Raw genomic sequence first — 12,637 nt, 5'->3', positions numbered from 1 at the left:
ATACACTGGAATTCAATTTTCTTTCAAGCTTATGAGTCGCGCAGAAATATCGTCCGTCAAGAAGAAGGTGTCTCGTCACGAGACAGTTCAAGTAGTCTTCCGAGTTCCCGAAGGTGTGCGCGGTAGCTTCCAGGACACATGCCAAGAGCTTGGCTATAACGCATCAGAAGTTTTGCGGTCTTTGATGACCAGCTTTGTGCGTCTGAACCAGGATGGTAGGAAGAATGACTAAGTTCCAGCACGCTTCACGTACCCAAAAGCTTCGCGTTCTTGCGGACGCCACTGCAAAGGCAGCGATGGATGCTGCCCCTCTGGCTCGAGAGAAGTTGCTCGAAGCGTCGAATACGCTATCTTCCCTGGCGCGATCCAGCGAGCGACACATCAAAGGGAACGATGATCCCGTCAAGACTTTGCCGTCGAATGCCACCAAGGCAGAGGTCGCTTTATCACGGCGCCGTCAGGCGACTCGACACGGTGCAGACACTTACTTGCCGAGCCTGTCTGATTTCGTCCAAGTCATGCCACACGAATTACTGCGTTGTTCACTGTTCTCCAGCAATCGTACGGTGCAGGCAAAGAATGAGCAGGTTCTAACGGGTGATACATCCTTGCTTGTTGCCAACAAGAAAATCGCTTCATTTAACAATGTGACGGTTGAGCTTAGCGGATATGAGCTTTGCCAGTTCGATCGAGTAGTCTATGCAACATGCCTAGACTACTACCGCGAGCGTCCTCTTTCCCGCGAGGTGGAGAGCAGGTATGTGGAAACCAACTTTTATGAATTTTCGCAGAGGATGGGGCGCTCATACAGCACCATTCTTCATCGCTCGATACGAGCAAGCTTGTTGCGCCTGAGCTTTGCTCAACTGCGTATCCGGAGAGAGCGACTAAACCTTGAGGTACCCAAGCTTCTCTCGGCTTCATTCGAAGACAGCGAACAGGGTGCCGGATCGCTGCTCAGGGTAGGGCGGCCTATGGGTAGCGACCGTCTATGGTTACGAGTGGGAGAGTCTGTTGCTGAGCTTTTTGGTCCTGGAGCATGGACGGGGTTTGATCAAAAGATGGCGCACTACACTGGGCTCCAGGGGTGGTTGGCAAGCTTTTATGCGACGCATCAAGCTCCGCTTTGGCTCGAAGTGAAGAAGCTCTATGACCTTTCTGGGTACGAGTCCAGGTTCAGCAATTTCCGGAAGGGGTTGTGTGAGGCGCTCGACAAGCTCAAGGCTCCTGGTACGCCACGATCGTGCCAGATTGCTGAATATCGTTTCACAGCGGATGGCATGAAGGTTGAAGTGCACAAGGTGGATTGGAAATCTGTGTAGTAGCTCAGTCACTCACCAAGCTCATCGCACGGACGTGATTCTGGTCATGGTTCGGCTCATTTGCCTATACAGGAGGCGAAGCTTTTTTTGCTGAGCCACCTTCGCTCGATGATTACCTGAGGTTTGTGCCCCTTTGCAGCTCAAAGGTGGAAACCCGTGAAAGGAAAAAAATCAAACAAATCAGTTGATTACAAAATCGTCAGGTATTTCACTCCGTCGTCTATAACTGCTTCGCAGACGGCAGAAAACCAAGGTGGTTCGGCTAGAAAGAGATTTATGAGCCAACCATTAACCTATCAAACCCTACTGGAAAACCTGAATCGTCAAGTCGAGATCCAAACCATCAATGCGCAGACCGCGGCAAACCGCGCGACCGTACTGCGAAGCTTTCTACGGGCCAATCGCTTGAGCATGGATGATGTCATCGGCAGTGAGATGCGCGTTAGCCACATTGAGGCCCTGGAGCGCTTCTTCAACTATTTGGCAGACGAAGGCAAGTCGAACCGAGATATTTCCAACAATCGCTCAATGATGCGACGTTGGAAGGAGGCCGTCGTCGAGCTGGACACAACAGCTGCCCTTAGCGCCGGCAGTCAGACGCCGTTCCAGGAGACACTCCGAAGCGTAATTGCAGACTTACCCGTCGCCCACGTAGCAAGACGAGCAGGCATCCCAAAAGACATGCTCTGGGGCTGGTTGCGCGGAAAGATTCCTCGCGCCGGCAGTGCTCGCTACCTTCTGCGCCTAGAAGGCTTTTTCGGCCTAGAGAGGAATCTACTGGTTAACCTTTCCGGGATGCGTCCTTACGGTTTCAAGCCAACTGTCGGCGGCACGCCAGCTCCTGTGCCGTTCAATCAAAAGATTGTGGAGCTCACTAAGTTGCCGTTCTGCGCAAAGCCTGAGGAGGGATCATTGTTACGAGAGCAGTGGACCGAATTTCTCCGGTATAAAACATCAGCCGTACCAAGCTATAAACGCAGCCGTTTGGCCAAGTGGCGGTTTTCCCCCTGCCCCATCACACCGCTTAGACCATCGAGTTGGTTTGAGTTTCTGGATGGTCGAGAAGTCGCTACCGCGAGAATCAATTGGCACAAGACGGCGTCTTACCTCGGCTGGCTTGGTCTTGACAAAAACGAAGGCGGGTTAGGCATGGCTAAAGAGACTGCCGAAACAATGGCGTGGTTGGCCGTGCCAGACTACATCGAGCAATACATAGAATGGCAACGCAAACGAGTGGGAGTACTGAGTCGCGGAGTGCCGCAGTTTTTTGGCTTCATTGGGTCGGTGGTGCGTCCTGAGGTCGGCTACTTGCGGCAACGCCCTGAGCTCCTGAAAACACTCCCGCAGAAGTACTGGGGTTACGACTGGGAGGCATTGTGTCAGCGTCAGTTTGAATTGCTCGATCAATTGAATCAGTCCTACAAGGGTGAGGTTGTCGCTTCAAGATCTTCCATGGAGCCACTGAAGCACATCCTGCAAGCCACGCAGCCCATGGATGCCATGGCCGATATGATCCAGCGGATTCGTGCCGATCGCCCTGTCGGTCAGCCTCGCAGAGAGGCTTTTTGGGCCCGTGACTTGGTGTTGCTGAGGGTGTTGATAAGCAACCCGTTGCGGTTTCGTATGCTCGCAAGCTTGACCTGGAGAGCCGATAACACGGGCGAGCTTTACCAGCGTCCTGATAAGTCATGGTGGGTTCGCATCTCAAGGGCGAAGTTCAAGAACGTGAAAGGTGCTGCTGGTGACCGGGATTATGACAGCCAGGTCCATGCGTCTGCCTGGCGAGATATTGAGCGTTACCTGTTCATTTTCCGTCCCAAACTATTGCGCGAGCCGACTGACTTAGTTTTCTTGGCGATGTCTTCTCATGGCGTTACGGAGCATAGGCCATGGGAGGGGTTGAGCCGGCATGTGGCCAGGCTCACGGCGCGGTACCTTGTGCGCTGCGTCGGTGTCCGTGCGCATGCCTTTCGACATATTGTCGCAACATCGATCCTGAAAGCGGATGGAGGGGACTACAAGACAGCTGCGCTGGTGCTCAATGATCGCCCTGTAACGGTAGAGCGCCACTATGCATGGCTGCGCTCAAACGATGGTAGTGAGCGCATGGCTGAGTTGCTGGATAGTTCGTTCAAGCGGATGTAGGAACGTTTGCTGGTGTGTGCCGCTCAGGATATCAGGGGGCAGTACCCAAAGGAGGGTCAGGATGATGGATAACGGGTGTCAAGCCGGGTATCGTGAGCGGCTACTATCGACAGGAAGCTGACATGGAGGAGCAAAAGGTTGCCATTTTGACGTCGTAACGATCGCTCATCATCTTATTAGTGCAGCACGCCGATGACAGACACAGCATGCACGACCGATTTAAAGCCATTGTGCTCGCACCCGATTGCTATAACATCAGCCACTCCCAGCCCTCCGATAGTTTCAAATTTCCGTAGATGTTGAAGTGGTGATGGAAGTCGCTCTCCTACTCGCTTGAAAAGGTTAGTGCCATCATTAAGGTGCAATGCCACGTACTCGTCGATATGAGCATCGAGCTCATCCAATGGAATTGCTGCTCCGCCGAGCGCCACCTGTCCGGGAAGTGCAAGTGGAATGGCACTTTCTTCCTTAATGCGGTACGCAGTTCGGACTTTCAGGAGTTGGGGAGCTTCCAATATCTGTGCAGCCTCTGTCTTTGATGTGGGCACGTTAGCGAGATCGCCGAAGAGCAACCCAACAATAGGGTGCAGTGAGACCTGCTGCTCCCGTAGCAACTGAGTCGGCGGGCTCTTGCGAGGGTCGGGGGTCTCTGCGGCCAGTGCGACAAACTCGGACTTATCTGGCCTTAATAGCCTGCGGGCGTAAGTTTCTTTCCCAACTCGTGCGATAACTAACTGACGATCGCCCGGCGTAGCTGCATCCAGGTCGACGATAGCAATGCTGCCCTGTGGACCGGCGAAGCCTAGGGTGTTCGACCTGACGTAGAAGAATGCCTTGGATTTGAACCAGTCTGAGGTGATTTCCTCGAGCTCAGCTTCTTGGGAGTCACCGTATGTGGCATCTCTGACGAACGCTTTGAGCGACGCCACTACTGGAATTCGGAATGAAGGTACTGTGGCCGGGCTCAATGACGCAAGCTCATTTGCTGGCGGCACCAGAGGTTCCCGGCGATTGAAATTACGGAACTCCTCGTGCGCTCGTTCAACGCGTTGCCGTAGTCGGTCGAGTTCAGCCTTTATGTCGTAAACCTCTTTAGGACGAATCGCTGACTTATCCCGGTGATGGCTCTTGTTGAGCAGAATCAGGGGCGGGGCGCCGTCCTTCAGCGCCGGATCGTTGACGAACGTAGTAATGGCTGAGCTCTTGAACAACTCGTTTGGGGCGGTCTTCACCAAGCCTCGGAGCCTGCTTAAGTGGTCTACCAAGGTGGGAGAAAAATTAGCCGTCGTGGCCGCAGGATAGGTGCGGTCATCAAAAAGGTCTCCCATACGCCCCTCCAGGAAGATGCGGCACTCAGAAAGGTAGTCTTGAGCGGCCCCTGGGTCGTCGGGGTTTGCGTTGAAACGGTCGAGGAGTTGCTGAACCTTGGCAACGCTAGGAGTAAGAAATATGGTGCCTCTCCTAGCTGTAGCAGGGTGTACGTACTGGTGGTTCAATGGCACGGACTTCAGCTGTGTACGCTTCGCTACTGCCATCGCAAAACGGGTGTCATGTGTGGTCAATACCAGTTGGGCGTTGGCTTTGAAGATGTCGTGTACTGCGTCAGCAAGACGGTCACGGTTGTCACCATCAAGCAGCTCTTGTGGGTCGTCCATAACCAGTAACTGCAAACCTCCACGCTCTTTGAGCATGTGCTGCCAGTAGGCCAAATAGAAGGCGAGCAAACTTGCTCGGAGGGCAGACGCGTTTGATACGTGCTGTGCGGGTGCGGCGACTCTGGGTGCCCCAACTAAAAGTTGGAGGTCACCTCCACCGCTCATTCGAGAATCGACTAATTCCATACTGGTGGCGGGAAATGCGCTTAAATAAATTTTGTTGCGCCAGTGAGAGGCAGTGGTGTGAAGCTGCTGCTGTAGCTGAGCTACTTGTTGCTCAACAAGATCACCGACTGCTATGCACTCCTGTAAGGCTAGGCTCGCTTCATCGTAGGCCTTTAGTCGTCGCTCGAATCCTCGACGTTGTTTGATATCAGATAGCATGCGCTCATGCTTCACCGCGGCATCGTCGACTGGCTCAATTGCGGTGACCATGGTCTGTAGTTTGTGCAACTGGCCCATCAAAGAATCTGGTTCGGTCTGCCGCTCTCCGGTCGCAGCTTGTCCGACCACCTCTCGCATAAAATTCGCTACAGCATCTTTCGCGCTCGTCCGCCAACTGGAGTAGGCCAAAGCGCGTTCGACGCGATAAATGAACTGGTTGAGCTCTTGGAACTCTTGACGCCCGGCGCCTAAATCCGGCGGTGCAGTGAAGTCGAATGCAGGGAATGCCTGAAAGGCGCGGTCGCAAGCACTACTTACCTGCTCTCCAAGTGGTCTGAGGCTGCCTGAGAAGGCTGTATCATTAAACAGCTCTTCAACTAATGCTTGTCGTATAAGCGATGTCGGTCCCTCGGGCGGTTCGAGTCTAACTTCTGAAGCGAGAGATTCGGGAAGCAGAGTTGCGAATTCGCCGAGTACGTGTTTTGCCCAAGCACTGAAGGTCTTGCCAGCAAAGTCTCCCTCTTTTGCGGCTCCATCGAGATGTTCTTTCACCATCAGACCAGTGATGCTGTCTACGATGCCGGTGAGGCCCTGTCCACAGACTGCACAGTTGTTATCGTCATGTACTAAGCCTGGATGGTCACTTAGCCATGCAGCTACGCGAGAGTAGAGGCGCAGTCGAGCGGCCTTATCTGGCTCCGCAGCAATCTCCACCAGTTTAGACGCCTCAATCCGTACTTCAGTAACGAACTCACGCACCTGCTTTGTGTCTGCTTCTGTGAGCTTCGTGAGCCCGCCCAAACGTGCCATCGAAGGAAGTGAGCCCAGCCTGGTAACAGCGCTCAGGGCTGGCGCGATGCTGCTGACTAAATTTGACCTCTGCACGGCATCTCGAGCATCAAATGTTTCACCAAGGACTTGTTTTGCGTGATTGAGTCCGTCCTCTTTGAGCTTGTCTAGCTTGGTTGATAACTCTTCCAGCTTGGTCTCGATAGTCGAATCGTCTGAAGGTAATGGGACGTCACCTTCCTTGATAGCTAGGTTGTGCTTGCGAATTAGTTCAACCAAGTCGGTTCGTGAGCGCAGATAGGCCTCATCTGTGCCCTCAATCTGGTTCCGTTTAGCTTTCGACAAATCACCATCAATCTTTTTCTTTGCTTTGCCGGCATGGTTGGCAAGGTGGACGAGTGGGGCCATACCGGTGAGCTCTGAAATGGCTTTACCCAGTGCCGAGGAGGACCCGACTTGTACATATGGAAGAATGCCAGGCATGGTTGTTCCGACTCGTGTACTGATGGGGTCGAGGCCAAGTTCAGCGATGCCGGTTATTTCTTCCTTCAAGACATCTCGGGCGGCACGTTTCAGACTTCTACGAACTTGGTATTTTTTCTTGTCTTGGTCTTCGAACCCCAATTCAACCCACGTGTCTACAGGAATTGCTTTGGTAGTAAGGGCTTCAAGTGCGGGGTCAGGAAGTGGGACTACGGGTGGAGCAGTGTGGGTGCTGTTCTTGTCAACCTCGAAATCGAAATCTTTGTTCGCTGGCTCTGGTGCCCGCTGCGGTCGCAGAACCTCTCCGGTCAGGGCCCAGATAATAGCGTTTAGAAGGGATGTTTTCCCACATCCGTTATAACCCTCGAAGAGAGTCACACCTTCCCTGAACTCAAACTCAAAGTCATCCGGCTTGGTTTTGGAGGTGCCTGCATGATGCAGGCCTGCAAATTGATGTGCCTTTATCGACTTAAGCAGGAATCGACGGGGAGTTGTTGCCAAAGCCTGAGCGTGGCTTGAACCCTGTGAGTTGGGTGGCACGGTGCCAGCCGCATCGACAATGGCTTCAACATCGACAGTCTGGACATTTGCAGCCCACTTCGGTCTGTTACGCCCATACCAGGACAAGATTCCTCGAGAAGCGTCAGACCGAAGCCGGAATGTCTCCCCGCTGTTTCCCACTCCGATTGATAAACCGGACACTAAGTCGACACACAGGCTTTCCAGTGTGTGCAGGTGAAGCTGGCGGCTTGGCACTGTCATCTTGTCCTCCTCCGTTTGTTCCGTACCAATCTACAAGTTGATACGGTTTGTTCTGTGCAGTATGTTAGTGCTTAAAAGTTCGAATCACCAGATACAGAGTGCACTAGCGTTTATGCTTACCAAAAAGGTTTATGAGGAACGTCGATTTTGGATTGCCGTCACCTCGAAAGAGTCAATTTCGGTTAGCAGAGATATTGATTTCGGGGCTTGCCCTAAGCTTTTCGAAAGCGACACGCCTCCTCGATTTACCAACATCCAGAAAGTCGCATCTCGTGCCTTGTGCTATGACGTGTTCACTGTCTGAGGCGGTTATCCGCGGGCGGCGTTATCCGCTGCACAGCAGGTATACTCCGGCGAGGTTTAAACGGCAGCAATGGGTCGTTTTTTTTGACTCCCCCTAAATTTGTTGAGAAAAATGCCCCCTAGTCAGACCGTGAATAGGGGGCAAAGTACATTTACTTAGTCCTGGAAAACAATACGCCTAGACTCCCACCAGGCCTGCGAGGGTCGGAAGAGATCAGCCTGTTGATTTTGTTGGTACAGCAAGACAATTAGCATCTTCACAGGTACTGGCAACGTCGCTAGATCGCTTTCCTGGATCTGAGCCTCAGCTGCCGATGGTGACTCACATACCAACCTCAACGTCTTTTCTAGCCTATCTTCCAATGAGGGGATAACCTCAAGGAAGTCCGACGCATCGAGTCTGCCTGCAAGTACAAACCCAGCGACTGGAGGTACGCCCAGGTAAGCAGCGAATGCTCTCAAGTGCTTATCGCTAACTTGCTCCATCGGTTTATCACCCCTCATGAGCTCTGACAGATAGCTCTGGCTGATTCCCACTTGCTTTGCGACGTATGACGTGCCGTGGGATCTCTCATGCATGGCCGTACGAAGCGCCAGCCTCAGATGATGGCCCTTCTGTTCTATTTCCTTTCTCATGTTGATTGCCTATTTTGTGATCGGGCACATGCCCTATCACGTATAGGTCACGTCGGCACCTAACTTTCGACCACCAATAGTGGGAGCCTGACGCCACCGGCGATAATTTCTCCACGCTAGACGCCAAAAAATATGCTCCAGGATTTTTTCATGGAACGTACGATGACCGACTTTCACCCTAACGCGTTTGATACTGACTGCTTGAGCGAGCCAGCAAAACGGATTCTTCGTATTTTGATCTTGCTGGGCCTTCAGCGAGGTACCGGTGGGACTCTGACTGTGTCTATTGAGACTCTGGGTGCAGCCGCCGGCCTGAACCAGTTAGAGAGCTCTGCCTCTTCTATCCGGGCTCTGCTCGCGGAGTGCGCGAAAGCGCTCACGTTGCTCAATCCTAATGATCACGACGGCGAGGATGCGCCGGAGGCCAGTTGTCCGGTCTTTCTGGCGGTTCGGCTCATCGATGGCCAGGTCTTTTTTGAATTAGATCGGCCAGTCTACAGCCTTTCAATGAGTGAGCTGGACGACCTATTGCTCATGCGGCCGCTTAGCTAGTCTGATGGGTGGCTGCAAGGTATGTCACTAGCTCAGCGGAAGTTATGACAGGATGGCACTCACATTATTCGTGAGTACAGTGTCAGCGAAGGAAGGTTCGCACCCAGGCCCGAAGCAGCAGTCACCGCTTCGGGCTTATCTATTTCTCGGTTGGGCATATGCGTTGGTCAACCGAATGGCTGCTCATCTGAGGGCAGCGCTACTCTGCATTCTCGCTCAGCGTCGCAACTAGGCGATCAATGTCACTGCGTCGCCAGGCCGAGGCTCGAGGGCCTAGCTTCACTGGTGCTGGATATCGTCCTGCTTGGATGCCTACGTACCAGGTTGCCCGAGAAACGGGAATGATCGCCAGTACATCGCGGATGCGTAAAAAAGACTCTGTTGTATGCATTACTCAATTCCTTCCCCCAAAGTGAATCCGGAAGATTGTCCTTGGTACCTCTATGTATTCCTCTACCAAGCGATAGGGGAGCATCGTTGGGTCCGGTGGCGTCTTCTGACGTCCGGCTGAGTATAGGAAGGCAAGGGTAGGATGATGGGGGCACTTTCAGAGAAAGTGCGTCAGTGCCCGAAAGATGCTTGTCCGGGTAAGCAACTGCTTGCGTAGCGAGTAGAGGGTGCGTACCAGGTGAGATGCAATCGAAACTCGCAACCTGGGTGCAGTAATTTGCAAAGGCAAAAATACTGTGCACAGGACTGTGCACAAGAAAAAACTGTGTACAAGGGAGATTTAGCCGAACCGTGGAGGTTAGCTAGAGATTGCATTGAAAATCAATGAGTTATCAGAGTGGTGCCCGGGGCCGGAATCGAACCGGCACGCCTTGCGGCGGGGGATTTTGAGTCCCCTGCGTCTACCAATTTCACCACCCGGGCTAGGTATGGCAACCTGGGAATCCAGGCTTGGAAGGAAAGATTGTTATTATACGCAGATTTTTGAAGATTTTGGCAAGTACCCAGGCAATTTTTTTTGTTTCAGCGCCAGCTCGGCCGATCTTCTGTCCAACTCCCCTTTTATTGCATCTTTTCCGCCCGCTTTGTCACAGTTGCTTAAGTTATGACAAGCCCTTTTCACAAGGCCTGAGTTCTGCCCGGCCTGGTCTGATTCACCTTCCTAGGCCTGCAAAAAAACAGGCCAGGTGCATTGCCCTGGCCTGCTCCGTCTTCTGCTCGGCGTGAAGGGGCTAGTCCGCAGCGGCCACCTGTCCGTTACGTATCCACTCACGCCAGATCGCGACCAGTAAGGCCATCAAAACCGGGCCGATGAATAAACCCACAATACCCATGGTTTGAACCCCGCCCACCAGACCAAAGAAGGTGGGCAGAAAAGGCAGTTTTACCGGGCCGCCGACAAGGCGAGGTCTTAGCGTTTTATCCACAATGAACAGTTCGATTGCGCCCCACAGAAACAGGCTGACGCCCGCAACCAGGTGGCCTGAACCGACCAGATAAAGCGAGACCAGGGTGAAGGACAAGGGTGCGCCACCGGGAATCAGCGCCATGAAGCCGGTGATAACGCCCAGTAATACGGGTGACGGCACACCCGCAATCCAATAGGCAATCCCCAGGACTACACCCTCTCCCAAGGCAATCAGGCCCATGCCGGTCACCGTGGAGTTCACGGTTGCGGGTACGACGCGGGAGAAACGCTGCCAGCGACCCGGCAGGATGCGTTCGCCCACGATGTCCAGCTGAGCCAGTAAGCGGTCGCCATCTTTGAAAATAAAAAACAGCGTGATCAGCATGAACAATACGGTCAGCAACAAGTGGAACACGTTGCCGGTGGCGGAAAGCACCATGCGGTAGATATTGCCCAGATGCTGGCCGCTGACCATTTCCACCAGTTCACCCAGTGCATGGGGTTCGCCTAGATAGAGCTGCCAATACGCGGTCAGACGTTCGCCCACCAGTGGCATGGCCTTGATCCACTCGGGCGTGGGTGTGCCGTAGCGGTTGGCGGCCAGCGCCCAGGTGATAAAGCTGCTGGCTTCCTGAATGGCAAAGGACAAGGCCAGGGATAAGGGCACAACCAGCACGACGATGACGACCAGCAAGGCCAGGGTGGCGGCTAATGCGTTACGTCCATTGCACCGGACGACCAGGCGTTTATATAAAGGCCAACCGGCCAGGCCAATGATAAGTGCGGCCAGAACAGGGACCAGAAATCCCTTCAAAAAATAGACGCCTGCGGCCAGCAAGAGCAGCAATAGCCAGCGAGCGATGAGAAATGCGGGTAAGACGGGTTGCATAAACGGTGGAGACCCTCTTGTCTATTGGTCTGGGCATGGGTCGGTGCCCGAAAGTTTTTTTGACGATAGCATGATCGCAGGCCAAGGAATACCCGTTTCTTACAACAAGCTGATCACGGTTCTTCAGCTTATGACAGGGTTGGGGCCGCAGGCGCGATCCGCACAGGTCAAGACTCATCAGAACGGGGGTTGTCGCAGTATGAAAGGGGAAGGCTACCTGACTTGAGCGAGGCGGCTCTTTGCCCTTCGTGTGTTCTGCTTCGCACCACGTTTTGCCAAGTCTACTCCTGCTGCTGTGAAACCGCTTAAACGCTTCTTTCACCAAGCAGGGTCTGGTATACCGATAGGCGGACAGGAGGCTTGGGGCCAGCTTGGGAAGGTGGACTCGCCCCGCTATCCAGGCAGACGTAAAAACGCCCTAAGGCACCATGCCGTTGGGCGTTTTATTGTGTTTATCAGTCCGGGAAGTGGGCCCCTCTCAGCACGAGAGTCGGTAAGCGCAGGCCGATCATCCCTTATCCTCCCCGATCAGGGCGCCACCGGCAAGGCGCGTTTATGCGCCGATGCACGGAATGTCTTGATGATGATCTGTGTCGCCTCGCCATCAATGACTTTACCTTCCAAGAAGTCATCGATCTGCTCGTAGCTGACTCCAAAGGCCTCCTCGTCCGGCTTCAAGGGAGTCAGGCTTTCCAGGTCGGCGGTCGGGACTTTAAAGACCAAATCATCAGGGGCCCCCATCGCGGAGGCCAGAGCACGTACACGTCGTTTGTTCAAGCCCGCCAGGGGGGTAATGTCTGCGGCGCCATCACCGAATTTCGTAAAAAACCCCATCAAGGCCTCTGCGGCGTGATCGGTACCGACCACCAGCCCCCCCCTGGCCCCGGCAATGGCATACTGAGCCACCATGCGCTGGCGAGCTTTGATATTGCCCATCAAAAAATCCTGCTGCGCCGCATCACGAAATGTCAGGCCGGAGGCCAGCAACTGTTCCAGCATGGCATCCGAGGCAGGCTTCACGTTCACAACCAGCGTCTGATCGGGATTGATGACCTTCAGGCCTCCTTGAGCGTCTTTCTCATCGGCCTGTTCACCGTAGGGTAGACGGACAGCAATAAACTGCGCCTGATGGCCTTGCTCCCGCGCCTGCTCGACAGCGCGCTGAGACAGGCATCCTGCCGCCAGGGAGTCCACGCCCCCACTAATCCCCAGGACCAGGCTACGGCAACCGGTGCGCAGTAGATAGTCACTTAGAAAGCGGACGCGACGTTCAATTTCCTGCTGAACGTCGAAATGATCCATCATTCCCAATTCCGCACGAATACTGGCTTGCAAAGCGCGTTGATCATCAGTCATGGCG

At 53.8% G+C, this 12,637-nt stretch carries 9 protein-coding genes and 1 tRNA gene; 4 read left to right on the top strand and 6 right to left on the bottom strand.

Going from position 1 to position 12,637, the window contains the following annotated elements; genetic code table 11:
- From VF694_RS15490 to VF694_RS15480, 3 genes are all read left to right on the top strand, one after another.
- Window positions 1-232: hypothetical protein (locus tag VF694_RS15490; RefSeq protein ID WP_440164857.1), on the top strand; the 232-nt coding region annotated here is incomplete at its 5' end.
- A complete protein-coding gene (locus tag VF694_RS15485) occupies window positions 225-1,322 on the top strand; it encodes a plasmid replication initiator TrfA (protein WP_440164855.1) in 1,098 nt (365 codons plus the stop codon). The genes VF694_RS15490 and VF694_RS15485, both read left to right, overlap by 8 nt.
- A 156-nt stretch (window positions 1,323-1,478) precedes the next feature.
- Complete coding sequence (locus tag VF694_RS15480; protein ID WP_440164853.1) at window positions 1,479-3,467, top strand: hypothetical protein; 1,989 nt, start codon at window positions 1,479-1,481, stop codon at window positions 3,465-3,467.
- A gap of 176 nt (window positions 3,468-3,643) precedes the next feature.
- Here the strand turns inward: VF694_RS15480 and VF694_RS15475 are convergent, their stop codons facing one another.
- Both VF694_RS15475 and VF694_RS15470 read right to left on the bottom strand, forming a co-directional pair.
- Window positions 3,644-7,279, bottom strand: a complete 3,636-nt coding sequence (locus VF694_RS15475; RefSeq protein WP_440164851.1) for an AAA family ATPase — start codon at window positions 7,277-7,279, stop codon at window positions 3,644-3,646.
- Window positions 7,280-7,999: 720 nt separating this feature from the next.
- Window positions 8,000-8,479 carry a helix-turn-helix domain-containing protein gene (locus VF694_RS15470; RefSeq protein WP_440164850.1) on the bottom strand — a complete coding sequence of 160 codons (480 nt, stop codon included), beginning with the start codon at window positions 8,477-8,479 and terminating at the stop codon, window positions 8,000-8,002.
- Between the two features lie 150 nt (window positions 8,480-8,629).
- On the opposite strand from VF694_RS15470, the gene VF694_RS15465 reads away from it, so the two are divergent.
- A complete protein-coding gene (locus VF694_RS15465) occupies window positions 8,630-9,031 on the top strand; it encodes a hypothetical protein (protein ID WP_440164848.1) in 402 nt (133 codons plus the stop codon).
- A gap of 199 nt (window positions 9,032-9,230) precedes the next feature.
- On the opposite strand, the gene VF694_RS15460 is transcribed toward VF694_RS15465, so the two are convergent.
- The 4 genes from VF694_RS15460 to nadE form a co-directional block, all read right to left on the bottom strand.
- Complete coding sequence (locus tag VF694_RS15460) at window positions 9,231-9,422, bottom strand: helix-turn-helix transcriptional regulator (protein WP_311219480.1); 192 nt, start codon at window positions 9,420-9,422, stop codon at window positions 9,231-9,233.
- A gap of 397 nt (window positions 9,423-9,819) precedes the next feature.
- Window positions 9,820-9,904 (bottom strand) — tRNA-Leu (locus VF694_RS15455).
- A gap of 308 nt (window positions 9,905-10,212) precedes the next feature.
- Entirely contained in the window at window positions 10,213-11,277 is a 1,065-nt protein-coding gene (locus tag VF694_RS15450) for an AI-2E family transporter (protein WP_003804212.1), read from the bottom strand.
- 528 nt (window positions 11,278-11,805) lie between these two features.
- Window positions 11,806-12,633, bottom strand: a complete 828-nt coding sequence (nadE, locus tag VF694_RS15445; protein ID WP_440164846.1) for an ammonia-dependent NAD(+) synthetase — start codon at window positions 12,631-12,633, stop codon at window positions 11,806-11,808.
- Between the last annotated feature and the right edge of the window lie 4 nt (window positions 12,634-12,637).

This window comes from Alcaligenes sp. Lyrl_28 (assembly GCF_051948705.1).
Lineage (GTDB): Bacteria > Pseudomonadota > Gammaproteobacteria > Burkholderiales > Burkholderiaceae_B > Alcaligenes > Alcaligenes ammonioxydans.
This window is presented reverse-complemented; position numbering and strand designations above follow the sequence as displayed.

What these genes read in the sequence shown, in the direction of transcription:
- VF694_RS15450 (WP_003804212.1), bottom strand. Translation starts at nt 11,277, where the DNA reads ATGCAACCCGTCTTACCCGCATTTCTCATCGCTCGCTGGCTATTGCTG.
- VF694_RS15470 (WP_440164850.1), bottom strand. Translation starts at nt 8,479, where the DNA reads ATGAGAAAGGAAATAGAACAGAAGGGCCATCATCTGAGGCTGGCGCTT.
- VF694_RS15465 (WP_440164848.1), top strand. Translation starts at nt 8,630, where the DNA reads ATGGAACGTACGATGACCGACTTTCACCCTAACGCGTTTGATACTGAC.
- nadE (WP_440164846.1), bottom strand. Translation starts at nt 12,633, where the DNA reads ATGACTGATGATCAACGCGCTTTGCAAGCCAGTATTCGTGCGGAATTG.
- VF694_RS15460 (WP_311219480.1), bottom strand. Translation starts at nt 9,422, where the DNA reads ATGCATACAACAGAGTCTTTTTTACGCATCCGCGATGTACTGGCGATC.
- VF694_RS15485 (WP_440164855.1), top strand. Translation starts at nt 225, where the DNA reads ATGACTAAGTTCCAGCACGCTTCACGTACCCAAAAGCTTCGCGTTCTT.